The sequence below is a fragment of the Streptomyces sp. NPDC005799 genome, assembly GCF_040630525.1.
Lineage (GTDB): Bacteria > Actinomycetota > Actinomycetes > Streptomycetales > Streptomycetaceae > Streptomyces > Streptomyces griseorubiginosus_B.
The window spans coordinates 1-26892 of sequence record NZ_JBEXXQ010000062.1; the positions used below are offsets into that span (position 1 = coordinate 1).

At 69.8% G+C, this 26892-nt stretch carries 10 protein-coding genes and 1 pseudogene; 2 read left to right on the forward strand and 9 right to left on the reverse strand.

What is annotated here, in order from left to right; all coding sequences use genetic code 11:
* Positions 1 to 69: 69 nt before the first annotated feature.
* Positions 70 to 708 (reverse strand): hypothetical protein, encoded by a 639-nt coding sequence (locus ABZ453_RS41700; protein WP_359023758.1) that lies wholly within the window; start codon positions 706 to 708, stop codon positions 70 to 72.
* 953 nt (positions 709 to 1661) lie between these two features.
* Here ABZ453_RS41700 and ABZ453_RS41705 point away from each other — a divergent pair.
* Entirely contained in the window at positions 1662 to 9539 is a 7878-nt protein-coding gene (locus ABZ453_RS41705; protein ID WP_359023759.1) for a ricin-type beta-trefoil lectin domain protein, read from the forward strand.
* Positions 9540 to 10190: 651 nt separating this feature from the next.
* Here the strand turns inward: ABZ453_RS41705 and ABZ453_RS41710 are convergent.
* A pseudogene (locus ABZ453_RS41710) lies at positions 10191 to 10849 on the reverse strand (site-specific integrase); the annotation flags it as partial.
* Positions 10850 to 12526: 1677 nt separating this feature from the next.
* On the opposite strand from ABZ453_RS41710, the gene ABZ453_RS41715 reads away from it, so the two are divergent.
* Positions 12527 to 13267, forward strand: a complete 741-nt coding sequence (locus ABZ453_RS41715) for a hypothetical protein (protein ID WP_359023761.1) — start codon at positions 12527 to 12529, stop codon at positions 13265 to 13267.
* Between the two features lie 201 nt (positions 13268 to 13468).
* On the opposite strand, the gene ABZ453_RS41720 is transcribed toward ABZ453_RS41715, so the two are convergent.
* The 7 genes from ABZ453_RS41720 to ABZ453_RS41750 form a co-directional block, all read right to left on the reverse strand.
* A complete protein-coding gene (locus tag ABZ453_RS41720) occupies positions 13469 to 14158 on the reverse strand; it encodes a DUF4142 domain-containing protein (RefSeq protein WP_359023830.1) in 690 nt (229 codons plus the stop codon).
* A gap of 457 nt (positions 14159 to 14615) precedes the next feature.
* The gene (locus ABZ453_RS41725; RefSeq protein WP_359023763.1) at positions 14616 to 15917 is read right to left on the reverse strand and encodes a TIGR02679 family protein; all 1302 of its coding nucleotides are present in this window, start codon (positions 15915 to 15917) and stop codon (positions 14616 to 14618) included.
* Entirely contained in the window at positions 15914 to 20296 is a 4383-nt protein-coding gene (locus ABZ453_RS41730; RefSeq protein ID WP_359023765.1) for a TIGR02680 family protein, read from the reverse strand. Before ABZ453_RS41730 ends, ABZ453_RS41725 begins: the two co-directional genes overlap by 4 nt.
* A 5-nt stretch (positions 20297 to 20301) precedes the next feature.
* Positions 20302 to 21531 (reverse strand): TIGR02678 family protein, encoded by a 1230-nt coding sequence (locus ABZ453_RS41735; RefSeq protein WP_359023767.1) that lies wholly within the window; start codon positions 21529 to 21531, stop codon positions 20302 to 20304.
* Entirely contained in the window at positions 21528 to 23123 is a 1596-nt protein-coding gene (locus tag ABZ453_RS41740) for a TIGR02677 family protein (RefSeq protein WP_359023769.1), read from the reverse strand. Before ABZ453_RS41740 ends, ABZ453_RS41735 begins: the two co-directional genes overlap by 4 nt.
* Before the next feature lie 175 nt (positions 23124 to 23298).
* Complete coding sequence (dacB, locus tag ABZ453_RS41745; RefSeq protein WP_359023771.1) at positions 23299 to 24870, reverse strand: D-alanyl-D-alanine carboxypeptidase/D-alanyl-D-alanine-endopeptidase; 1572 nt, start codon at positions 24868 to 24870, stop codon at positions 23299 to 23301.
* Positions 24871 to 25202: 332 nt separating this feature from the next.
* Entirely contained in the window at positions 25203 to 26828 is a 1626-nt protein-coding gene (locus tag ABZ453_RS41750) for an AMP-binding protein (RefSeq protein ID WP_359023773.1), read from the reverse strand.
* Positions 26829 to 26892 lie beyond the last annotated feature (64 nt).

Sequence of the window (26892 nt, forward strand, 5' to 3'; positions counted from 1 at the left end):
GAGGCCCTACTTGTATGCGCCGAGCACTCCACGATCACCTGATCGGGACTCCCGTTCGATCGACAAGCCTCAAGATCGGAACGACAACAGCCACTTACTGGGCACCGGGTTCTCGAACGGATCGATGTAGACCGGGTAGTGGGTGCCCGGATCGTCGAGTACCGAGGCGTCGGGGGCGAGCGTGATGCTGTCGGCGGTGGTGGTCATCGGTACCTGGTCGACCTGCGCACCGGGGCCGGGACCAGCTGCCGAGGACGCGGCGGCGGAGGGCGCGGAGGCACTGGCGGCGGTGGCCCGCACGAACGAGGCCGGCTTCATCGACGCCGTCTGTGTGGCCGTCGTACTCGAGTCCCACATCAAGGGCGGTGGGCTCGTGTACGACAACGAGCCGTCCGGGGCCTTGGCCGTCATGCCGCCGGCCGCGGTGGGCGCCAGCGCCAGGCCGTCGGTGTCCGTCGTCACCGCCAGCTTGCGGACCCGTGGGTCGGCCGCTGCCTTGGCGTCGTGCACGATCAGTACGTCGCTGAAGCCGCCCTGATCCGTCACCGTCACCGACAGGTCGACGCCGGGCAGGACGGAAGCGTAGAGCGCCGTGTCAGCGCTGACCTGCGGCGATGGCAGGGTGAACGGCATGGTCAGGCTCATGCTGTGCCCGGCCGGGTCGGTGAGCGTGGCGAGCGGCCCGCTGCCGCCGCCGGACAGACGCACGCCGCTGGGTGTGCCCCTGGGGGAGTAGCTGCCGTCGGGGTGCGGTGAGTGTGGCGTCCACCGGCACCCATGTACCGTCCTGCCGCACTCGCACCGGCAGCACGGACGAGGTCCTGGTGAAGGAACCGTCCGCCTCGGCGGTCACTGTGTCGGTCTCACTGGTCAGTGCGTCGACCGGCACGGACGTACCGTCGGCGACCGCCTTCGCCTGCGCTGCGAGCAACGGGTCCGAGGTGTCGGCGGGATCGTCGGCGGCGACCGCACCGGCCGGTACGGCGAGCGCGGTCAGCAGCAGGGCGGCGAGCGCGGAAAACACCGCCGGTCTACGGGCCGGTGACGGCAACACGGAACAGCTCCTTCGCACGACGGACAGGGCAGACGCGAGATCTGCGACCATCCGCGCTCGAAGAGCCTGCTGGACGGCGGTCAGGGCGTCAGCAACGGCGTGCGGCGGTGATGTTCGCTCCCCCGGCACAAAACGTACACAGGAAAAGCCAAAAGCAATCACAAGATTGTCATGGCATTGGCAAAGAGTCTTGAGGTTCGTTCAACCCCATTCCTAGCCTCCTTTCCTGGATCACGCCGACCACGTGACCTTTTAGTCAACGGACCGCCAAGTCCGTTTCATACGGGGGTACTTCTCACGTGGGTGTGCGAAGAACGCTGACGCTTGTCTCCGCGCTGCTCGCGACCATGGCGCTACTGGTGACCGGCGCCGTCGCGCAGAACGGCATCGGGCCCTACGTCTCCACGGCGACGTCTGGAAGCCGAAGCCACTGCCGACCACACCCGCTGTCGGCGGCCACGACCTCAGCCGACCCAAGACACTCCGCCCCCATGGCTATCGTCCCCTGACCCGGTACAAGGCCGCGACACCCGCCTGGCCCCACGCCGGTGCGCGCACGGTCGGCCTCACGGCCCGGCTCGCCAAGGCAGGTGCGCTGCCGGTCTGGGTGGCCTCGTCCGGCAAGGCGAAGCCGCAGCAGGTCCACGTCCAACTCGCCTCCCGGACACAGGCATTGCGCGCAGGCGCCGACACCGGACTGCTGGTCGGACTGAACGGGACCAAGACGCCCACTGCCAAGGTCAGCGTGGTCGTCGACTACTCCTCCATCGCCAAGGCGTACGGCGGCGGCTACGGCTCCCGTCTCACCCTCACCCGCCTTCCCGCCTGCGCCCTGACGACCCCGCAACGGCCCGACTGCCGTACCCGCACACCCCTGAAGTCCGTCAACCGCGCCACCGCGAACCAGCTCACCGCCACCACCACCGCGGACTCCGCGATCGCCGTCACCTCCGGCAGTCGCGGCTCGCAGGGCGACTACGCGGCCACCTCCCTGACCCCGGAGGGAAGTTGGCAGGCCACCGGAACCGGCGCGTACACGTACTCATACCCGATCGACATGCCGGCAGGTGTCGGAGACACCGGTCCGTCCGTCGCGCTGTCGTACGACTCGCAGTCGGTGGACGGCGAGACCTCGGCCCGCAACTCGCAGGCGTCGTGGATCGGCGACGGCTGGAGCTACCAGCCAGGGTTCGTGGAGCGGTCGTACCGCTCCTGCGGCTCGCTCCTCGACTCCAACGGCAACAAACTCCTCAAGGGCTCGGGCGACGAGTGCTGGGCCGGCGGCAACGCGACCGTCTCCTTCGGCTCGCACTCCGGTGTCCTCGTCCCGACCACGCTGTCCGGAGTCCCGGGTGAGATAAGGGAGTTCAGGCTCCAAGGCGACGACGGAACCGTCGTGCAGGAGCTGTCAGGGGCGGCCAACGGCCTCCACGACGGCACCTACTTCCGCATCCTGACCACCGACGGCACCGCGGCCTACTTCGGCGCCGACCACTCACCCACCGGCCCCGGCACCAAGGGGCTGGCCTCTTCCGACACCGGCGACGACCCCACGCACTCCGCATGGGGTGTCCCGGTGCTGCACCCGCGTTCCTCCGACCCGTGCCACAGCGACGCCGACGGCAAGAAGTCCCGTTGCGACAAGCCCGAGGGCTGGCGCTGGAACCTGGACTTCGTCGTCTCGCCGAGCGGCTTCGTACAGCGCTACGACTACGCGAGCGAGACCGGCTACTACGACCTCGGCGGCGGGCAGGCGGCGGCGACCGACAACAAGGACGACACCGGCACTCTCACCTCGTACACCCGCGGCGGAACACTCTCCTCCATCTCGTACGGCTACACCCGCGACGACGAGCAGGCGGGCCGCACCCCGTCCGCACAGGTGGTGTTCACCTCCAAGCAGCGGTGCCAGACGACGTCCTCCTTCACCGACTGCTCGGCCGGCAACCTCGACGACAACACGGCCCCGCACTGGCCGGACGTCCCTTGGGACCTGCACTGCGACTCGACCGACAAGACCAAGCTGCCGGACGACGCGACCAAGGTGCCGACAGACGTCTGCATCGTGTCGTCACCCACCTTCTGGTCGACGACCAGGCTGGACAGCATCACGACCAAAGTCCACGTCAAGGACAGCGACACGGACAAGCTGCTCCCGGTCGACTCCTATGACCTCGGGCAGGTCTACTCCGACGCCGGCGGCACGGTCGACCCGGTTACCGGCAGCACCGTCGACCCCAAGGACGCCGGCTCGCTCCAGGCCGTGATGTGGCTGCAGTCCATCCGACACACCGGCAAGGACACCTACGGCAACGGCAACAAGGACATCGCCGTCAACCAGGTCTCCTTCACCGGCACCGAGATCGACAACCGGGTGAACGACGACTCCCCATCGGCACCGCCGCTGTACCGGCCGCGCATCGCCAACGTACAGACGGAGACCGGTGAGTCGATCACCGTCGAGTACAACCAGAACCCGTGCTCGGGCAAGTCGCTCGACATCAAGGCTGCGGACTCCAACACCAACTCCTGCTACCCCGTGTACTGGACGGTGCCGGGCGCTTCCAAGCCGATCGCCGACTGGTTCAACAAGACCACCGTGCAGAGCGTCACGGTGGCCGACCTGACCGTGGCCGCCCAGTACAACCCGGACTCCTCCAAGATCCCGGCAGGTTCCGAGGCGCAAGTCTCCACCTACGCCTACTCCGGCGCCGCCTGGCACCGCGACGACTCCGACCTGACGGACGACCAGTACCGCACCTGGGACCAGTTCAGAGGCTTCCGCAACGTCACCGTGCGCACCGGCAAGGCACCCGAGCCGGTCACCCAGCAGACCACCACCTACCTGCAGGGCATGGACGACGACTACAAGGCCGACGGCTCCCGCCGCTCGGTCAGCGTGGACGCCACCGTCGGTGGCAAGACGGTTGAGAAGGTCACCGACGCCGACCAACTCGCGGGAAGCGCACTGCAGTCGGACACCTACACGGCATCCGGCGGCACGGTGAACGCCTCCACCGTCAACGGACCGTTCAACTTCACCACCACCGCACACGCCGACCGCACCTCATGGACGGCCTGGACCCAGGAGGACCACCCCGGCGAGACCAAGCCGGACAAGGCCACCCTGCCCGACCTCACCGCCCACCGCATCAAGTCCACCCAGACCCACGGCTACGCGCTCCTCACGGACGGCACCTGGCGACACACCCGCACCGACACCGCCTACGACGACCAGGGTCGGGTGCAGTGGGTGGACGCTCACGGTGACGTCTCCGTGGCCGCCCAGGAGAAGTGCACGACGACGGACTATGCGGCGCCCGCCCTGCTGGGCCCCAACACCATGCTGTCCGCCTACCCGGACCGCGTCACCACGGTCTCCGGCCCCTGCGGCACAGCCCCGGGCAAGGACACCCTGCTCTCCGACAAGAAGGTCTACTACGACGGCAACGGGTCCGTCACCGACCTCGGCACCTACGGCACCATCAACCACCCGCAGGTCACCGGCACCCAGGTCGCGACCGGCTTCGCCGACGACGGCACCGAGAACTGGCGTACCACCAGCGGCATTTCCTACGACGGTGCGGGCCGCGTCACCGACGCCCTCGATGCCACGGGCACCGGCACCCACACCGACTACCTGCCCAAGTGGAACAGCGCGGGCGGCAACACCAACCCCACCCAGATCGTCTCCACCAACCAGCAGAAGTGGAAGGTCACGTCGACCCTGGACGCCCTGCGCGGCGTGCCCCTGGAGAACGTCGACGCCAACAACCGCGTCACCGACATCACTTACGACGCCCTCGGACGCCGTACCGCCGTGTGGCTGCCCGGACGCGACAAGGGGACGCAGAGCGCGGACATGACGTTCGCCTACTCGGTGAACCCCGGTGCCGTCCCGGCCCCCGGTGGAACGATCACCCAGCCCGGCGACCCGTCCTCCGTCACCACCCGCACCCTGCGTGAGGACGGCACCTACTCGACGTCGATCAGCATCTACGACGGCATGCTCCAGCCCCGGCAGACCCAGACGACCGCCGACGGCGACTCGGACTCCGGCCGGATCATCTCCGACACGTTCTACGACTCCCACGGCTGGCCGAGCGCGTCGTACGCCCCGTACTCGGAGCCGGACCACGGTCCGGCGGCCACCCTGTACGCCGCCAACGAGAACGAGATCCCGGCCGAGACGACCACCACGTACGACGGTCAGGGCCGCGCCACCGCGAGCACACTGTGGCACCAGGCCGTCAAGCAGTGGAGCACGTCCACCGCCTACCCCGGCGCCGACGAGACCGACTCCACCCCGCCGGCAGGCGGATCCCCAACCGCCTCCTACACCAACGCACTTGGCCAGACGGTCAAGTCGGTGGTGAAGAACACCGCCGCCACGGTCACCCTCAAGGGCGGCAGCATCATCCCGTCCGGCACCTCGCTGACCTCCAACAGTGTGCGCCTGACCATGCAGGCCGACGGCAACCTGGTCCTCTCCGCACTCACGACCGGCAAGACCGTCTGGTCCAGTGCCACGAGCGGAAACCCGGGCGCCTACGCACAGTTCGGCACCGACGGCAACCTCGCCGTCTACACCGCCTCCGGCACCTCCAAGTGGAGCACCGGCCTCACCGCGACCACCGGCGCCACCCTGCAGATCCGCAACGACTCCACGCTCGCCGTCGTCGCGAGCGACGGAAGCACCGCCCTGTGGAAGCAGGGCACGGCAGGCGCGGCCGCGGCCGCCGACGCCACCACCCGCTACACCTACACACCCGCCGGGCAGGTCGACTCGGTCAGCGACAACGCGGGCAACACCTGGTCCTACCACTACGACCTGCTCGGCCAGAAGACCTCCCAGACCGACCCCGACACCGGCACGACGACCTTCGACAAGTACGACGTGCGCGGAAACCTGCTGCAGAGCACGGACCCGCGAGGCCAGGTCCTCTCCTACAGCTACGACTGGGACAACCGCGTTACGGCTGAGTACGCGGCCCCCTGGTCCGCCACGCCCGACCCGTCCAAGCAACAGATCTCGCGGGTGTACGACACCCTCGCCAAGGGCTATCCGACCTCCTCCACCCGCTATGTCGGCGGAGCGAGCGGCAGCGCGTACACCGAGGCGGTCACCGGCTACAACACGGCCTATCAGCCTCTGGGTTCGACACTGACCGTCCCCGCCGCGGACGGCTTCCCGGGCACGGCCGGCAAGGACAGCGGCACGGTCACCTACAGCTTGACGTCGACGTACACGCCGAACGTCGGCCTGCCGTCGGAGCGCATCGGCTACGGCTACACGCTGCAGGGCGCGCTGGACGGGTTCGGCGGCGACATCAGCCCCGCCAACACGCCCTCCTACCTGGACGCAACGGTGCACGACCCCTTCGGCCGGGTCCTGCAGGCCAACTACGGCCCCGTCGGCAAGGAACTGGCGACCTTCGCCCAGTACGACGCAACGACCGGCCGCACCACGCAGACCAGCAGCATGGCGCAGACGTCGACGACAGCCCTGGACGTCGTCAACTACCGCTACAACCAGGCCGGTGAACTCACCGCCACCGACGACCTGCAGAACAACACCACCCACGACACGCAGTGCTTCACGTACGACTCCTTCCAACGGCTGACCGCCGCCTGGACGGACACCGCCGGGATCACCGACTCCGGCACCGCGCCGGTGGGCGCGGTCGGCGGCTGCACCTCGGCCTCCGTGCAGACCAGCGCGGCGCCGGTGAAGACGAAGACGGTGGGCGGCCCGGCGCCGTACTGGCAGACGTACACCTACGACCTGCTCGGCGACCGCACGAGCATGGTCGATCACGATCCGACCGGCAACGCGGCCGCCGACACCACCCAGACGACGTCGTACCCGGGCGTCGACGCCACGACCGCAGTCACGCACCCGAACCAGGCGGGCGCCACGACGACCAGCAACCCCGACACGGGTACGGCGACGCAGACACCGTCGTACACGGACACGGCCGGAAAGAACGCCGGCAACACGGTCAGCCGCGCGACGAAGACGACGGGACCGATCGCCACCGGCTTCACTCTCTCCGGCGGTGGCAAGCTGTGCGTCGAGGAGACGGGTTCCGGCGCCAAGGTCGATGTCACCACGTGCAGTTCGTCGGCTACGGCCCAGAAGTGGACGATCGGCACCGACGGCACGGTGAAGGCGGGCGGCTTCTGCCTGGACACCGCCAGCAACGCGACCACCTCCGGAACCGGCGTGGTGGCCGACACCTGCTCCTCCGACGCCACCCAGAAGTGGCGCTTGACGTCGACCGGAACGCTCGTCAACGCGGCCAAGAGCACCCTGTGCCTGACCGACCCGAGCGCCAGCGCCACCAAGGGCACGCAACTGACGGCCACGACCTGCGGCGGCAAGGGCCAGACCTGGTCGACGATCACGGCGGGCGCGCTCCCGGCAGGCCAGACGCAGACCTTCACCTACGACGCCGAAGGCAGGACGGCCACCGTCTCCACGCCGTCCGGCTCGACGGCCCGTACCAGCAAGTACCTGTACGACGCGGACGGCAACCTGCTGGAGCAGACGGAGGCGGTCGGCGGCACGGACAAGACGCGGGTGCTGTATCTCTTTGGTGGCGCCGAGCAGTTGACGCTGGACGTGGCCGCGAAGACGTGCACGGGCCTGCGCTACTACGCGGGTCCGGACGGCACGCGGGTCACCCGTTCCAGCTCGGGTTCCGTCACCTACCAGGTCGCCACGTCCCAGGGCACCGCGACGACGGCAGTCGACGCCTCCACCCTGGCAGCCACCCGGCGCTACTACGACCCGTACGGCAACCCGCGGGGCACGGAGCCGTCGTCGTGGGTGTCGGCGGACGAGAACCACGGCTTCCTCGGCAAACCGGCCGACTCGGTGACCGGGCTGGACCTGCTGGGAGCACGGAACTACGACCCCGCCCTGGGCCGCTTCCTGACTCCCGACCCCGTCTTTGAGGTCGGGAGTCCCAACCAGATGGGCGGCTACACCTACGCAGGCGACAATCCGGCGAGCAGATCCGACCCGTCTGGCCTGTGCCCCAAGGACATTTGCCCCGACGGCGGGCAGAACACCGCGCACACGCCGTACAACCCGCCCGGCAGTGGCAGTACCAACACCTCTGGCAGCACGAGTACTTCCAACGGCAACACTGACACTGGTTCGACGTCAGCCCCCCCAGGAAACCCCTACGCCTGTGCCCGGTTCGGGGCATGCGGACCGACGGTCAACTACAAGCACGACCCCGCGAAGACCCTCGTCAAGCTCATCGTCGAACCCCTCTGGGATTTCGCCCTCTGCGAGGCCGGTACTTTCGAGAATGGTTTGACGGGACCAAATCCCCACCAGGACGCATGCGACGTCGCTGGCGGAGTGTATTCGGGCGGCCTGGACGACGGGATCGGAGGCGTCGGGAGCGGTGCGACGCGTGACGTCGAACGCGCGGGCGAGCGGGCTCTCGAAGGCAATGCGGCGGCCGCATCCGACTCCCTCAGCGAAGCTGCCGCCGACGAGGCCGACATGGTTGCGGCGAAACGCGCCAACGCTCAGGAGCACGCCAAGGAAGCGGACATCGAGGCGACCAAAGCGAGTGAACCTGAAACCGGGAATTCAGGCACAAAGTCGACGGCCGCGGCGAAGGAACTGAGCCGCTGCAGCTTCTCCTCCGACACCCCTGTCCTGATGGACAAGGGCAAGACCAAACCGATCGGCAAGATCAAGACCGGTGACAAGGTCGAAGCCGCCAACCCCAAGACCGGCCATCATCAAGGCGTCCGCACCGTCCAGCACGTGTGGATTAACCATGACCACGACCTGCTCGACCTCACCATCCGCACGAAGGGCGGTCACACCGCCACTCTCCACACCACGGCCAATCACCCGTTCTGGAACGACAACACCCACGCCTGGGTAGCCGCCGGCAAACTCCACCACGGCGACGCCCTCAACACCGCCGCCGATGGCCACGCCTACGTTGTCACCACGCAGCCCACACCTGGTGCGGCAAACCGCTGGAACCTCACCGTCCAGCAACTCCACACGTACTATGTCGTGGCGGGCGGCACGCCGATTCTGGTCCACAACACCTGCGGTGAGACCGACACAACGACGGTGTACCGAAAGCAGGACACGTCAATTCCGGCAACCCAACGGCTCTCCGTTGACGCAGGCGGAAACGTATCGCATTCAGGTTCTGGTGCGCTGTATCTCAATATGACTGGAGATATCTCGCACTCGCTCGAATTTAAGGGCGATCAGCTGATCGCGTTTGAGGTGCCGACGTCCTATATTGAGGAGCTTTCCGAAGCGTCATTGCCTCAGCGTATGCCGCCTGGATGGGAGGGAACGAAGCGCGAATGGAACCTGGCGCGGAAAATGGCCCCGGACCAGTCTGATGGCCCTGGACTCTTTGGGCTGCGTGATCACCACATCCCTGGACTCATGGATGCAATAATCCCTGGGTCGGGTCGGATCATTGGGTAGGGATGTGTGATGAGTCGTTATGACCTCGCCTCGGAGGCGCAGCGCTTGGAGCGACGCCCCTCCGAGGACCCGATCAGTCTGCTTGGCTTGCTGGTTGTCACGCCTGTTACAGATGCCAGGGAGTACGCGAAACGCCTTAGAGGTGTGATCGCTGGAGCTGTCGAGATCTCCAGGTCTGTCGACTTCGAGAGCGATGACGTCTCAGCGGATTCGCTTCCGTCTTGGTTTCTGAAACTGTCTGATGGTTCCGGGGGGTGCGTGCAGGATGACCCAGTCGGCAGTCAAGGGAAAGCCAGGTATCTTGCAGTCAGAGAAGATCGTGCCTGGGATGCGGGAGAATGGATCTATTCATTTGACCCGGATCTTCGGGCTTGGTCGTGGTGGGATATTACGACTGACGACCGCGGGGCCGTCTGTGTCTGGATCGACACGGAAGGTGAGGGTCGTATCCCCTGCGAAGAACTCCGGTGGGCTATCTTCGTGGCGGGAGCCGCTGCCGTCGATCCGTTGACTCTGGAGGAATCTAGGGTGTGGATTCAACAGCGAAGTATTGGCCTTAAGAATTAGAGCCTCGACGTAATTCCAGAAGCCCCACCGACTTGTTTTCGGTGGGGCTTCTGTGGTGTCTGACGGCAGTAGTTGACGGCAACGTCAGCGGACGGGTACTCCACAACGTGGCGGGTCGTCGCCGTCGTCGGGCTGGCCGGTGGTGGCGGGGGCGTAGAGGGCGCGGCCGAGAAGATCGACGGCGTCACGTTGGAGGCGGAGTCGGACGTGGGCGTAGACCGTGGCGGTAACGCCGATGTGGGCGTGGCCGAGGAGTTCCTTGATGACGACGAGTTCGCCGTAGGCGGGCGTTGCGCAGCAGGGCGTTGAAGTGGCGTGTGAGGGTGGCGGGCTCGATGGGGTAACCGTCGGACCGGGTGAAGACGTGCCCGCTGCCCTGCCAGTCGGAGCCTGCGTGGGCCTTCTCCTGTGCCTGATGCTCGCAGTGCGCGCGAAGCGAGGCGACGCAGGAGACCGGCAGCGCGATGCGCCGTTCGGAGCTGATGGTCTTGGTCGGCAAGGTGGTCAGACCGCGGGTACGGGTGGGCTGGAGGGTGCGGCGGATGGTGGCGGTGCCGCTGCCGAGGTCTTCCCAGTACAGGCCGAGGAGTTCGCCCTTGCGTAGTCCGGTGCGTAGGGCGAGCTCGAACAGCGCGGCGAGCCGGTGCCCCTGGGCGGCGGCGAGGAACTGCCGGGGCCTCGTCGGTGGTGAGGGGGTTGAAGCGGCGGGGGCGTGGGGTACCAATGCGGACGTTGCGGGCAACGCAGAGATTGCACGTTTTCGTCGCATCCGTGATGAACTCCTCGCCGCCATCAGGGGCAACTGTCCTGTCGAGGAAATTCCTGACGTCAAAGAAGATGCTGTGGACTTCATCGAAAGTGGATGCTGGATGGTTGGGCGCGGATATCTATCGGTTGGTGTGGCGCATGCCGATGAGGACTCCGCGATCCTGTCGCTTGCTCGGCTGGGGCAGCGATAGGGGAGCTGGCAGGGACGCCTGTGCGGCCCCATAAGATCCGCACAGGCGTTTGTTGCGACGACCTCGTACCGGGTTTTGTCTCCCTGCAGGTGTCCGCGCGGCATCGCCGTCATAGGGGCGGACGGTGGCGTCTACGAGCTGCACGTCGATGTCGTCCAGGTCTTTTCTGACGCCGAGCGGGGGCTTAAGTCGCTGACAGGGATGCCGATGCGGCAGCGGGCGTGACCGGCAATGGTGCTGGTGGCTCCCAACGGACGTAAGGTCGCGGCAGGTCTGGTGGACACGGCGATCGCGTCCGTGCTCGCGTGCTTCGATTTCATGGCCGCAGCGGCAGCAAGTGATGGCATCGCGCTGACTGATTCTCGTACCGCCGCCGCACGGTCGCCACCGTCGGCGTCCAAGTCCCTCTCGGCGGCCCCGCTTCCCGGGGGCAGGGGGCGCGTCTGCCGCCCCCATGCGTACCGGACACACCCACGGCCGACTGCGACCGCACCCGCGACCATGACGGCCACGGTCACGATGCGACGACACCGCTGTCGACCTGGCTGCCATCCAGGCCGATATCCCTGGTGACAACTGTCCGACCCCTCCCGCGGCGCAACTCGCATAAGCACAGGTCACCGCGTCCGCGTCGGCATGGTCTACAGCCCCGCTGTAGTTCATGCTGCGGGCGTCGCAAGAAGCGGCGTACAGCAGCCAACATCTCCGGGGCCGGGCGGCGGATTCGTTCACCTCGGCCAGGACCGCTCGCTGTGCCGCGGGCGCCGCGTGCTGTTCGACGGGCCTCGGTTGCCGTCCCCATCTGCCTACGTTCGCCCCTGGGCCTTTGCCCTGGACGGGACTTCCGTATCCGGGTGCTTCCGCGAGGTTCCGGGAGTCCCGTCGAAGTGTGCACGCGTGGTGCAGGGAGCGTCGGGCCCGGGAGGAGCCGCCAGGTGCCGAAGCATCGATCGGGTTCCGGGGCGACTCAGCCGGCCGACGGGCGTGAACGGTGGGCGTGACCTGGTCCCGGGCGCGATGGAGCGGCACGGGGCTTTTCCCCTTGTACACAGTACGAGTGAATCAGCCGTTCTTCCCTGTCGGTGCTGGTGGTGATCCCTTTACGGTCTTCGAGGGGATCCGGCGGCTGCAGGGGAGGTCCTGCGGGCGGGTGACGGTTGAAAGGCGCACCTGATGTTGGGCTTGGGGAACTCGCCGGACGTGCCCGGGTCCCGGCCGGGCCGCTGTCGTCGGACCAGGGCGGGGGTGTGGGTCGCGGTCGGTGTGGCATGCCTGGTGGGAACGGCGCTGACTGCCGCGGGGTGGTGGGCTGTTGGCAGTATGTCTGCGTGGATGGCGGGCTTCGGTCCGTCCGTGGGCTGCTGGGTGTTGACGGTGTCCTTGGTGCTCCGTGCGTGCGGGGTGAGCGGTCGGGTACGGACGCGTCTGCTGCTGTTGGCAGCCTCTGCTGGGACCGGGTGCGTGTACCGGATCGCCGTCAACGTGCTGTCGACCCACCCTCTGGCGTGGGGGCTGGACGTGCGAACCCTGCGCGGTTGGCTGGTGGTCACCGGAGTGACCATGGCGGTCGGCCTGGGGATGGCCGGACTGGTGGTCGCGGCCGACGCCGGCACGGGGCGGCAGATGTGGCTGCTGCGCGTGCTGGACGGGATCGTCGCAGCCGGATGCGTGTTCATGACCGGATGGCTGCTGCTGCGGGGAGCCGGCGAAGGCTGGCATCTGGAGACGGGAGTGGTCGGCGTCCTCTGGGCGGCGGAAGTCGCCTTCCTGGGGTTCTTGGCCGCTCTGCGCCGTCTCGTCCGGAGCGATCTGCAGGCCACGGTGTGGGTGGCGGTCGTTGGACTGTCCCTCACGTTGATCGGCGACACCCTGCGGCTGTGGGGGGTCGGCCAGCACATCCCCGAGGTGATGTCTTCGCGACTGGCCGACGCCTGCGTCACCGCAGGGCTGCTGGTGGTCGCGTTCGGCCCCTGGGTGCCCGGCGGTGCGACCATCCTGGGTGCCGGCCGGCCGACGCTGCGGTTGGGCGTGGAGGGCGCCGCCGCATTCATTGTCCTCACCGTCTGTACCGTCACGGTGCTCGGATTCGTGTTGGACCCCCTTGCCGACCCGGTACCGCTTCTGGTCGGCGGGACGGTACTGCTGGGCCTTTGGGCCCGCCGGACGCTCCTGCCGAGCCCGAACAGCGGAAGGGATCACTGACTTCTCGGATGGCGTGATCGCGGCGCAGGCCAGGAGTACTTCTCGGATCCCGGGTGCGGGGGAGGGACGACCGGGCGCTGCGCGTCTTCGGGCCCTCGCGCAGCGCGGCCTCCTGGCGTAGCGCCTTTCGGGAGGGGGGAGGCCGGGGCCGAACCCAACGGCTGCCAGGTCGGCGGAGGGGGCTCGCCCCCGGGCCTCACCTCATCCCACCGTCGGGTCCGGTGACACCTTGCTGTTGGCTGGTGGAGTGAGGACGACCTGCGGCTGGCCTGCGGCCGGGGGTGGTGGGGTCAGGTCCTGTGCCGGGAGGTTGGGGGCGGTGGTTTCCTGGGCGAGGACCTGGGTGAAGTCGACCAGGCCGGTTTTCTCCACGGCGGAGATGTGGTCCAGGACGGTGTTGTTGACCTGGTTGGCCAGGGCGCGGATCAGTGTGTTCCTCGTGGTGGTGCGGACGGCTGCGATCGTGGTGAGGAACTGGCCGTTCGTCGTGCGGACGGTGGTGGCCATGTCCGTGTCGAACTGCTTGCCGCTCTCGGCGTTCAGGCGGGACTCGAAGCCCTGCTGTTGGGGTGATGGCTGGTTGGGCAGCGTGATGCCCAATTGACCGGCGGCATTGCGGCATGCCGCGTCCAACGCGGCGTCCCCGGCGACCAGCTGAGCCCCGGCGCTTCTGACCGCCTTCGTCGTCCCCTTCTTCAACGCCTTTTCGCCGACGGGGTACTCCCACAGGCCGGCCGCGCGCACCTTGACCACGAAGTCCCGGTCTGCTGCCGTCAGGGGGCCGGTCTCCGGGTGGGCGACGACCCGCGAGGGGGCGCTGCTGACCTTCTGGACTCCGAGCATGGCGGGGTAGAGGAGGGAACCGAGGGTGAGGCTGACCGCACCACCTATGAAAAGAGTTCCCGCCGCCTTCCGTGAAACGAGCACCGTGTCTCCTGATCCGGTTCATCGGATCCCGCACACACGACACGTACGGATGTGGGGGGTCCGAAGAACCTTTCGGGCTCGTCATGGCTTGGCAAAGAGATCGATGGTCGGTGACCGGCCGGCGGCCCGCAGGGCCGTTCGACCCTAACTGCCTCCGGAGAAAGGGCCGTTAGGCCCTAGGGAGCGGTTTCCTCAACGTTGACCATGTAGCGGCGGCCGGGGAGGGCCAGGGCCATTCCCGCACACTTCTGGTGCTTCCCGGCTCGTCGACGACACCAACTGATGAGGAGACCGCCGCCGTTCGACCGACGAGATACCGCAGTCGTGCGACCGCACGGGCGCGCCCCGACTCGTAGGCGTGCGTGCCCGACGGTCGGGACTCGCGGTGAATTCGTTCACCTCAGTTGTGGGCCACTCCGGCTCAGCGCATCAAGTCGGCCAGGAGGATGTCCAGGACGGTCTCCTCCTCAATCCGCACCCCGAGTTCGGCCAGGGCCAGAGACAGCCCGGGATCCCACGTGGCCTCGGCCGGTGTGCCGGTCAGTGGTGGTGCGAGCGGCGTCGCGGTGACCGCCGTGCGGTAGTCGGCCGCCGTGTAGCGCCAGGGCTGCCAGGGCACCCGCCGCAGCAAGGCCTCGGCGATGCGCACGCCGCCCCAGTCGAAGTCGCCGTGGTAGCGGAGTGTGGAGCCGTTGGTGTGGAGGTGGCGGAGCAAGGTGAGGGCGGCGGCCGAGGGCTGGCCCTGGAGGCAGACCAGAGGCGGGCAGGCCGGGCCGTGGGTGTCGGCCGCGGTAACCAGGACGGTCGGGTTCTCGCACACGTACACGACGGCAGGTGCTGTCCGCGGTGGGATGTGCGTGAGCTGGCGCAGGGTCAGGACGGCCGGTTCGCCGGCGTCGGTCATCCAGTCCAGTGCCGGGGTGCCGCGCAGGCCCAGGGTGAGGACCGTGGAGGAGAGGGCGTCTTTGAGGAGGCCGGCCGAGGCCCAGGCCTCGCGGCGCCACTCGGCTCCGCTGCCGTCCGGGAAGTCGGTCAATACCCGCACCGCGGAGAGGACGACGGTGGCAAGCGGGGTTCCGTCGTCGAGGGCGTGGGCGTCGCCGAGCACCCTGGCCGCGAAGGCGGGCAAGGAGATGGCCGGGTTGGCGGGTAGCTCCCGCAGGACCGTGGTGGTGTTGGTGAGCAACGTCTTCGCCGCCTGTGGGGTGCGGGCGAGACGGCGTACGAGGCCGTCCTGGCGCAACCGGTCGGTCCAGGCGGTCAGTTCGGGCCTCACGTCGGCGAGTGGGGTGTAGGCGTCCTGCCAGGCTTCCGCTTCTCGTCGGCGTACGTCGGCGATTGAAGTGACCGGGCCGGTGAGCGCGGTGATCGCGGGCGCGAGGCCCCCGGGGCTGATGGCGGAGCGGCGCAGTACGGCGTCAACCGCCTCCAGGCGCACCGTCAGCGAGCGTCCGGCGCCCGGGCCGCGGCCCAGCAGGCGTTCGGCGGCTGCGCGTTCGGCGGGGGTGGGAGTGGGCAGCGTGACCGGGCCGGTGAGGGGTTCGTCGCGTTCCATACGGCGGCGTATGCGCTCGACCAGCCAGGTCAGGCCGGGGTCACCGAGCAGGCGGGCGAGGCGGTCGCCGTCGACGTGGCTGGCCTGTTCGGGATTGCCGTCGACGGTGCTGGGCTGTTCGCCGTCGCCGTCGCCGTCGCCGTCGCCGGGCTCTTCCGGATCCTTCACGGCCACAGGGCGTCCTGGCCGGTGACCTGGTCCTCGGCGGGCGCGGCGGGCGTCGTGCCGAGGGGAGTTGGTGCCTGGCCGGACTCCGTGTCTTCGGTGGGTGTGGCGGGCCTCGTGCCGACGGGGGTCGGTGCCTGACCGGAGTCCGTGTCTTCGGTGGGTGTGGCGGGTGTCGTGCCGAGGGGATTCGGTGCCTGGCCGGTGACCTGGTCCTCGGCGGGCGTGTCAGGCGTCGTGCCGAGGGGAGTCGGTGCCTGGCCGGAGCCCTGGTCCTCGGCGGGCGCGGCCGGCGTTGCGCCGTGGGGCGGCGTCTGGACCGGGACGGTGGCCAGGTGGTGGTCGGGTTCGGTGCCGCGTACGCGCTCACCCCCGTCCCACTCCCACCGCGTCACCAGGACCGCGGCGATTTCGTCGACGCGGGAGAGTTGGGCGATGGCGATGCCGGGGACCTGCGGATAGCAGGCCCATTCGCGTTCGCTGGTCATCACCACGTCCAGGTCGAAGGCGTGCAGCAGGCCCAGGCACTTGGCGCGCGAGTCGTCGTCCACGCCCGCGAAGGCCTCGTCCAGGGTGACCAGACGCGGGGCGTCCGGGGCGGCCGTGGCGTAGTGCGAGGAGGCGGCGGCGAACAGGGGTACGGACACGGCCAGGACGCGTTCGCCGCCGGAGGCGGGGCCGGTGGCCGGCACCCAGGTGCCGTGCTGGTGGCGTTCGATGCCGAACTCGTGCCAGGCCCGGTAGTCCAGGGCGGCTGTGAGGACCTCCAGCCAGCTGCCCGCCGTGTCGTCGGACTGCCGGCGGGCGATCTCCGTCTGCAGGAACTCGCCGACCGCCGCCCGGTCCTCGGGAGCCCAGGCGTCCGCGGACTGGCGCAGGCGTTCGCGCGCCTGGGCCAGGCCCGTGGGTGCCTTGCGGGAGGGGCGCCACACCAGGCGCAGTCGCATGCCGGTGGAGGTGGGCCGCTCCTGCAGTTCGGCGTTCATCGCCCGTACTTGGCGTTCGGCGGCGGCGATCAGTTCCTGCAGGGTGCCGGCGACCTCGGTGAGCAGGTGGGTTTCGAGGATCTCGCGTTCGTGTGCGGACAGGATGCGCGCCAGTTCGCTCACCTCGGTGGTGAGGGCGGCGGACAGTTCGGGCACGGTCCGTCGGTGGCCCTGGTAGACGATGTCGACGACCATGCCGTCCTCGACCATGCGGGCGGTGGCGCTGTGGCCGCCGCGGGAGAGGGCGTCCTGGAGTTTCTTGTACTCCTCGCTGAGCCGTTTCTGGACCCGTTCCCAGGCGCCGTCGGAGTCGTCGGTGCCGGACGGGCCCGACAGCTGTGCCTCGATGGCGCGGGCGAGCGCGACGGCGGGGGTGGCCGCCCACGGTCCGTCGTCCAGCGGGGGTACGGACACCTCGGGCAGGGCGACCGTGAGCAGGCCGGTGGACGCGAACCGCTGCAGGGCGGCGATCGCCTCGGCGCGGGAGGCGGCGGCCTCGGTCACGTCCTTCTCCAACTGCTCGATACGGCCCTCCGCACGGCCGACGCGCCGTCCGGCATCGGCGTGCTCCTCACGGCAGCGGCGCTGGTCGCGCTCACAGGCGGCCAGGGCCGTGGCGGTGGCGGCCAGGCGCTGCTCAAGCTCCGCCACGGCGGCGCCGACGGTGGAGCGCAAGGTGGTGTGGCGTTCGTCGGCGGCGGCCGCCAGGCGCGCCGACTCCTCCGCGCGCAGGGCCAGTTCGGCCACCCGGGCACCTGCCTGCTCGGCTTCCGCGCGTTCGTCGGCCACCGCACGTCCGGCATCGGCGTGCTCGCGCAGGGCCGGCCACAGGGCGGCCAGGACGGCGGTGTAGTCGGCCAGCGCCTGGCGGACGGCGGCCAGCGCGGGCCGGTCGGCGGGCAGGTTCACGGCGGCTGCGGTGTCGGTGAGTTCGGTGGCTGCCTCGGCTTCCTGCGCGGCTGCCGCGGTCAGGTCCGCGGAGCGTTCCTCCTGGCGGGCACGGGCCCGGTGGGCGGCGTCCGCGGCTGCCGCGGCCAGCGCGTGCGCGTGGCGCAGATCGGCGTCGTCGGGGACGGAGGCCAGTTCGGCGTCCAGGGTACGGCGGCGCCGGGCGACCTCGGTCCGTTCGGCCTCCACTCGCTCCACCTGCCCTGCCAGCGCGCCGAGTTCGTCGCGTAGGGCGGCGATCCGGGCCCGGCGCGCCTCCTCGCGGGCGCCTTCGCCCACGTACACGGCGGCCTGCTTCGACCAGCTGCCGGTCAGGGCACCGACGCGGAAGCGGCCGTCCACCGAGACCCAGGTGTCGCCGGGACTGCTGAAGCCCAGGCCCACGGCGGCCAGGAGGCGGGCCACCGTCTGCTCACCCACTGCCATGGCGCGGGCGTCCCCGTGGTCCACGGCCGGACGCAGCACCGCCTCCAGCGTGCTCCCGGTCAGCGGGGCACCCGGCGACAGCAGGACGTCGTGGCCGTCGGCCTGCAGCACGGTGCCGTCCGGGCACACCCAGGCGTCCAGCAGGCCGGCCGCCTCCAACGCCGCCTCCAGACCCGCCCGTTCGCCGGCGGTGACGTGGTCGTGGAAGTCGACCAGACGCCACAGCGGCGCCCCGGGGGTCTGCTCGCGCAGGCCGGGGGTGCGGGTGTGGGGTGGCGTGGGGCCGCGCTGACCGCCGGCTTCCAGGTCGGCCAGCTCCCGTTCGGTCTCGGTGCGCCGCGCCGTCAGTTCGGTCAGCCGCTGCCCGAGGGCGGCCGCCTGGTCGGCCAGGTCCGCCGCCCGGGCGCGATGGGCGTCGGCCGTGTGCACGCGCGCGGGCGAAGGACCCCGCAGGTGCGTGACCCAGTCCTGCAGGCCGTCCAGGAGGCCCACCGGATCCTGCGGCGTCAACTCCTCGCAGACTGCCAGGTGTTCGCGTACGGCGGCGACCAGTGCCCGGCCCGCACCCTCCGCCGTCGCCTCCGCCCGTGCCTGTCGTTCGGCGGTGTGTCCGGCCTCGGTCTGCGCCTCGTCCAGGCGGCGTGCGGCGGCGCGCCGCTCGCCGGCGGCCTGCTCGGTGCGTGAGACCAGCTCCTCGACGTGGTCGAGGGTGCGCCGCCTGCGCGCCACCGACTCCTCGGCCGCGCGGCGCAGTTCGGACTCCGGCGCGTCCTCGCCGCGCAGCTGCCCGTCGAGGCGGGCGGCCGAGGCCGCCTCCCGCTCGCGGGCGAGGGTGTCGGCGACCTGCTGCTCGGCCGCCGCAAGCCGCAGGCCGGCGCTCTCCAGACGGCCCAGGGCACGGGTGTGGGCCTGAGCGGCCTGGCCCCGGTCCGCCTCGGCGCGGGCCACCTCCGAAGCGGTGCGGCGGGCATCGGCCGCCGCCTGCTCCAGCTCCCGGGCACTGCGCATCTCCGGGCCTTCGCGCAGCGCGGCCTCCTGCGCCTTCAGCCGCGCGGCGGACTCCTCCAACTCCCCGATCCGCTTCGTGATCTCCGCGCGGTCCTGTTCGGCCTGCGACCGCTCGCTCTGGGCCTGCGCGAGGTCGCGGCCGAGCTGTTCGTAGCGGGCGTGCTCGTGCCGGGGCAGCCGGGCGCGGCGGCGGGTGGCGACGCGGGCGTAGCGACGGTAGTGGTCCAGGAAGGCGGAGGCGGCCCGCTCGGCCTCGGTGGCCGCCCGCAGTTCCTCCTTCTCCTCGTCCAGGGACCGGAACGCCTCGGCCACGTCGGCGATCACCGCCTGGTCCATGGGCGGCAGCGCCTCGGTCAGCGCACGCGACAGGGCCGCCTCGTTGGGCCGCTTCGACAACTGCGGCTGGCGCAGCTGGATGAGCAGGTCCACCAGGGCGGCGTAGCGCTGCTCGCCCAGCCCGAACAGTGCCTCGTCGACCGCCCTGCGGTAGGCGGTGGCCGTGTCGTAGACCATGCCCCGCCCGATGACCGCGTCCGCGAGCCGGTCGCGTGACAGCGCGGTGCCGGTGGCGTCCAGCAGGTTCAGTTCCGCTCCGACGCGCTGGTCGGTGACGGCGTACCAGTGCCGGGCGATGCCCCGCCCCGCCACCGCCTTCAGTCCGCAGGCCAGGGTGAGGAAGCGGTCCTGTCCGGTGGCCTCGTCGTGGCGGCCGAACTCGATCCAGGTGTAGCCCAGCCGCTCGGGGTGCGGATGCTGCCCGCCCAGCAGCAGGTTCCACTCCATGCGCTTGCCCGGGTCGGCGTCCGGCTCGACCCGGCGCGCGGACAGGTCGCCGTCGAGGAGGAAGGGCAGGGTCAGGGCGAGGACTTTGGACTTGCCGGTGCCGTTGTTGCCGCGCAGCAACAGCCGCCCGTCGCGGAACCAGAACTCCTCCGTGTCGTAGTAGAAGAGGTCGACCAGGCCGATGCGCAACGGCCGCCACCGGCCGGGCGGGGGAGTGGGCAGGGCGGTCACGTCTCTCACGCCTTTCGCTGCGCGGTGCGGGGACCGGGAATCCCCGGCTCTCGTACGACGGTGTCGCCGACCGCGTAGCGGGCCAGCGCCGGCAGCGGCAGGACGCCACCGGGTGCGGTGGTGACCAGGCCCAGTGCCGTCAGCTTGGCCAGTGCCAGGTCGACCAGCTCCCCTTCGGCACCGGGCTGCCGGGCGTTCTTGGACCAGAACCCACCGTGTTCCTGCGCCAGTTCCCGCACCCGGCCCTCCAGCTCACCGCGGCCGACCGCACCGGTCGCGGACGCCAGGTGCTCGGCGAGCAGCAGGGTGACGTGTCCGTGGGTGCCCTGCTCGGGCATCCGCACGTCGGTCAGGTCATCCAGCGGGTCGACCATGGCGATGCCCTCGGCCCGCACCTCCGCCACCAGGCCCGTCAGTTCGGTGATGCGGGCGGTGATGAAGGCGCGCTGCCGGGTGAGGTAGACGAGCTCCTCGTCGCTCAACTCGGCGTAGTACAGCACCGGATCGTCCAGCAGGCGCCGCGTCAGCCGCTGACGGACGGCGCGGAAGCGCAGTTCGTCGCTGTCCAGAGCACTCTCGGCGGTCAGCTCGGCCAGCCGCTCCTCGAAACCGTCGGCAGCGATCATCGACGGGCCGCGGCGAGCGGCCAGCAACCCGGCCAGAACGCGGCGCTGGACGTCGTAGAGCACATCGCCCGCCCCGCTGACATAGGCGTCTTCGTCCCCGGCCACCCGCCGCAGCACGCCGTAACGGATGAGCAGCCGTACCACCGCCGCCAGATCCAGCCGCTCGTCACGCCGCTCCAAAGTGAACTCGATGCCGGCGGCGACCAGATGGGGATCGGCGGCATCGAGCACCACCTGCTCGGCGAGGCGGCCGAGGGCGATCTGCGCCTCGCCCCGCTCCAGTGCGGCCAGCGCCAGGCACAGCAGTACATACCGGCGGCGGGTGAAGGGCGCGCGGGTGCGGGTGGCCTCGCGCGCCGGATGCGTCGGGTCGGCCAGAGTGCCGGGGGTGCGGCCCAGGCGCGCCGCCTCCGCGTCCACCCTCAGCGGCCAGCCGGTGTTGCGGTCGAACCAGTCGCGCAGGTCGCCGGCGTGCCGGCGCACCAGCCGGAACTCATCCGCGTACGGGCCGTGCGCGAGCAGCAACGGCTCCTTGAGCAGGGCGCGGGCGGCCTTGTGGAACTCGGCGGTGCGCCGGCTGTCCAGCACCTCGCCCAGGGGCGTGGTCATCGCTCCCCTCCCGTGTACATGTCGTCGGCGCGCACCTGGCCGCTCCGGGTGAGATCGGTGATCTCGACCAGGTGGTCGGGGCCGCGGAAGGTGCCGCCGGGGGTGTGGATCTCGGCCGTCTTTCCGTCCGCCAGGGCGGAGAGCCGGATCTCCATCGTGCCGTCGTTGCTGGTCGCCACCGTGGCCGTCATGCCGGGGCGCCAGGTGGCCAAGGCGTCGCCGAGCAACTGCAGGAACAGGCCGAAGGCGAGCGGGTCGAGCTCGCCGAGCGCGGACAGCCTCGTCGTGCCGTCCGTGGCGAGGCGGGCGCGGGCGGCCGTGATCTCCTGCGCCTGCCGGGCGGCGATCTCCGCCAGACGCCGCCGATCCTGCGACCGGTCCTGCACCCGGCGGGTCCTGCCACGTCGCTCGTAGCTGCCGGTGCGGCGCAACTGGGGGCTGATGCGCAGGGGTTCGGCCTCGGCCCAGGGCGTGGAGGCGGGCACCGGGTGGGCGGTTCGCCGCTCCAGGGTGTCCGCGTCGACGGTGAGGTGGCGCGCGGGATACAGGCCGAACGCCGCCCGCCACAGCCGGTGGCGCGCCGCGTCGTCAGGGGCCTCGGCGAACCAGCGGGCCAGCGTGCGAAAGTCCGCCGAACGGTCCGAGCGTCCCGCCCGCCGCTCGTTCAACTGCCGTACGACCGCCAGGAGCTGAGGAATCGCGCCGAGAGCGCGACCGCGCAGCAGGCGGGCCTGCGACTCGCGCCCGTCCGCCGACACGAACCAGGCCGCGAGCCCCGACCACTTCGCCACCCACCGCGCGTACGCCTGCGCCTCGGCGCTCTCGGCCTCGTCCGGGGCGGCATCGGCGGCCTCTCGTGCCGCGGCCAGCCGCAACAGTGCCCCGACCCGGTCCTGGTCCTCCAGCTCACCGATGATCAGGGCGATCCGCCCGCCCAGGGTGATCAGATCCTGGATGAACCGCTCCAGGTACTGGATCAGCCGGTCCTTGTAGGCGAGGAACTCCTCGACCTCGACATCGTGCAGATCGATGGTGCGCTGCAGGGAGCCCATGAACGCCCGCGCGTTCTCCGCGAGCGCCTCGAAGCGGCCGGTCAGGGCGGACAGCGCCAGATGAGCCTTGGCCGCGTCCGGCTCACCGTCCTCCTGCTCGGCGGCTATCACCAGCAGCGCCCGCAACTGGGTGACGATGTCCTGAAGGGCCACCGCCTGCAGGGCGCCGCGCCGCCCCAGTGCCTCGTCGTAGGCGGACAGCGCGAGCTCGGCGGCCTCGCCGGCCTGGGTGAGCTGATAGATGAAGCGTTTGCGGTAGAAGTCCTCCACCGCGGTGACCCGGGAGGTGTCCGGATCCGCCCGGAGATTGCCCCACTCCACGAGGCTGTCCAGCGCCTTGACCACCGTGTCCAGCTCGGCGGGCCGGTGCTCAGGCGCCAGCACCGCGTGCACGTCCTCGGGCCGCAAGTGCACCGCGAAGCGCTCCTTGGCGGACAGGAACGCGCTCATCACCCGGCGGTAGAGGGCGGCATTGGGCACGGTGAGGTGAGCGAAGGGCGCGTACCCGGCCCGTGCCGGTCCGGAAGGCGTCGATGTCATCGTTCGGCATTGTCCCTGACGGGCCCGCTCGCGGGGGAACCGTGGCCTGGGAGTCACGCAGAGTTATTGGTGGCGGACCGTCTCCAGGCGTGATCGCACGCCCGGGGCCGGTGAGGAGACGGCGATCCCGGGCGCTTTGCGTACCGTCGGCGCAGGTACCGGTTGCCACGCGCCGTCACAGGTGTGCCGAGGCCTCCTCCTGCAGCAGCGCGGAGATCTGGTTGGTGTCGTCGAAGATGCGCACGATGCCCTGGATGTCAGGGGCGGTGGCGGAGTTGACGAGTACGACGAAGATGACCACATGGCCGTCGTCGGTCAGCAGGTAGCCGGCCTGGCTCTGGTCCGCCACGGCGAGCCCGCCGTTGAGCCGGTCCAGGCCGATGACGGTTCCCGGTTTGGCGAAGACCTTGCCTCTGGCCGGGCAGTGAGTGCAGGAGATCGCGTTCGAGCCATCGACCCCCAGGATGGGCAGCGACAGCCGGAAGGCCTTCGCATCGGGGGTGTGCAGCCAATAGGCGAGAATCTGGGCGAGGCCGACCGGGGTGGCCTTCTCAGTGGCGTCGCCGCCGCGTCCGTCATCGAGTTGGAACTGCGCCGGGTCGATGTGCGCGACCCGGGTCAGGAAGTCGTGCTCGACCCCGAATCCGCCGGCGAAGCAGTCCTTGCTGCCCCGCAGCACGGCCATGTTGCACAAGGCCAGGTTGGCGCCGAGGTTGTGACTGACCTTCAGGATCAGCTTGGCGTACTGCTGGTAGGGCGGGGAGACATAGGCGGCCACCCGCGCATCGTGGTCGTAGGAGGCGGGCAGTTTGCGCTCCGGGTTGGGACCGGTCTGCCGGGCGCTGACGGTGACGCCTGCCCGGCCGAGCGCCTCGATCAGCGCGGTGCGGCCGAAGGCGTTGGGATCCTGGACGGGTGAGGTCCTCAGGACGGGCTGCGTCCCGGCCGCGATCTGACCGGACACGGTGATCTTGGTGCCGTCCGGGGAGGCCTTGACCGTGATGTTCGTCGTACCGCCGGCGGCCACCGTCTTCACCTTGAAATCGACGCTGTACGGCTTGACCTGCGGGCGCCAGAACAGCTTGGCCGCGTGCCCGGCGGTGGTGGGGGTGGTGAGCAGGTCGATGAGGTTGTCGTTGATGATCAGCGGGGTGGGCTGTGGGTCCAGCTCCGGGGGCGTGAAGATCCTGGGATCGACGACGACGTCGCCCTGAACGCGGGTGATGCCTGCATCGCGCACCTGCCGGGCGATCTTGTCCACACCGGCGAGCGGGTTCTCCGGGGTGAGCGTGGCGCCGGGCAGGTCGTTGGCGGACGTGTGGTCGACGTTGGTGTAGTCCACCGAACCGTCGGGCTTGGTCCGCCCGCCCATCGTCAGGTCGCCCTGGGCGACCAGAGCCAGGTTCCCCTTCAGCGTCGAGCCGTGGCGCGTGCCCGCAGCGTACACGGGCGTGGTGAATCGGTGGCCGGGGCCCAGGCTGTGCCAAGCGGCCGAGAGGGTGACGAGTTTGGTGTCCGAGCCGGGGACGAAGGACTGCCGCGCGAACTGGGAGTGGATCACCTGCCCGTTCGAGGGGTCGACCTCGTAGACGCCCCATTGCGCACTCTCGTAGCCGGGCTTGTGCATGATCGCCTGGACAGCGGGCGGGAGGTCGCTGACGTGCCCTGTTTCGGGTGCGCGTGCCGGCGCGGCCGCCAGCGCCGCAGGAGCGGTGACGGCCGCGCCCGCCAGGGTCACGAGCGTCACGCAGGCTGAGGCCCAGGGCCGCAGCCTGCTACGGAACATCGATTTCATGCACACCGCCGATTCGCGAAGCAGTACAAACCGAAAAAGCAAGGGGTATACGACAAATTCGGCAGAATCGTACGAGCCGGGGCCCACTCACCTTCCGGGTCCACTCCCCGATGACGGCATGTCGGGCGCAGATCATCCCTTCGGCCGATCACAGCCGAGCCCACGCCCCGGGCCACCGCACAGAGTCGGCCGCGTCGTACAAGGGCCCTGGGGCGACACCCGGGCAACCGGAAACGTTCATGGCAGACGGGGCTGACGTCAGCGGTCGGGCAGGCGGGGCGTCGTCAGATGTCTGTGGAAGGGGCCGACAGGCTTCCCGAGACGTACGCCTCGCGTAGTGCGTTCTTGCGGATCTTGCCTGAGCCGGTGAGGGGGAAGGCGTCCACGAAGACCCACGTGCGGGGCGTCTTGTGGGGGGCCAGGTGAGTGCGGACGTGGTCGAAGAGTTCCTTCTCGGACGTCGTGGAGCCTGGTGTGCGGCGGATGAACGCGGCGACCCGTTCGCCCCAGACCGGGTCGGGTAGGCCGACGACCGCCGCCTCGGCTACGGCGGGGTGCGCGGCGAGGGTCTGTTCTATCTCTCGGGGGTAGATGTTCTCGCCGCCCCGGATGATCATGTCCTTCAGGCGGCCCTCGATACGGCAGTATCCGCGATCGTCCATCGAGCCGAGATCGCCGGTGTGCAGCCAGCCGTCGATGTCGATCGCGGCGGCCGTGTCGGCAGCGGCGTTCAGGTAGCCGGTCATGACGTGGTAGCCGCGGGTGCACAACTCGCCCGTCACGCCCGTCGGTACGACCTCGCCGGACGCGTCCACGATCTTCACCTCCGTCCGCGGCAACGGCCTGCCGACCGTCTCGGCGCGGTCCTCCGGGGTGTCGTCGAGTCGGGTGATGGTGATGCCCGGGGAGGCCTCGGTCTGAGCGTAGATGACGGACATCGGGACGCCGAAGGCATGCTCGACCCGACGGACCAGTTCCGGCGGCACGGTGGCACCGCCGGACAGGACATAGCGCAGGGAGGAGAGGTCCGTGTGGGGGAGGGACGGGTGTTCGAGCATCGCGATGAGCATCGTCGGTACACCGCCCACCACCACGCAGCGTTCGGACTCGGTGAGGTTCAGCATCAGGGCCGGGTCGAAGTGCGGCGGCAGTATCTGGGTGCCGCGGGCGGCGATCGATGCGAGCGTTGCGAGTACGCATCCCGCCGTGTGGAACAGGGGCATGGGGTTGAGCTGCGGCTCGCCTGGGCGCAGGCCGAAGGTACGGACGTAGGCCAGTCGTGCGTTGTTCGTGATTGCGCGGTGGTTCAGGACCACGCCCTTCGGGACTCCTGTCGTGCCGGAGGTGTACTGGATCTGGGCGGGGGCGGAGGCGTCGACCTCGGGGAGTGTGCGGTCCGTTGAGCCCTCTGCGCAGAAGTCCTTCCAGTCCTCGAAGAGCACGCTTGTGCGTAGGTTCGGCAGGTCCGGTCGGATCTCGTCCAGGGTTTGGGCCATCGGGTTGCCGCGGTACTCCCGGCGCAGGAAGACGCCTGCCGCTCGGGAGTGGCCGAGTACGTGCTGCAACTCCGATGCGCGCAGGGCTGGGTTGACGGTGACCAGCGTGATGTCTGCCAGGGCAGCCGCCAGTTCGAGGATCACCCACTCCGGGATGTTGTTCGCCCACACCGCCACCCGCTCGCCCGGCGAGAATCGCCCGAGCAGCGCTCGCGCCGCCCGCTCGGCCTCGTCGAGCAGGGCGGCGTAGGTCCAGCGGCGTCGCTCGGCGACCTCCGGCACGCCCTCCACCAGCGCCGGGGTGTCGGGTGCCGTCTCGGCCGCATGACGCAGCAGCGCCCCGACGGTCTCGTCCCGCAACTCCTCGCCGGACTCGCCCTTCCAGTACGACATCGATATCGGCTCGGCCACCATGTCAGCCCCCGGGTGCGGCGTGTTGGGTGTGGTCCACCGGCCACGGGGTCAGTATCCAGGAGCC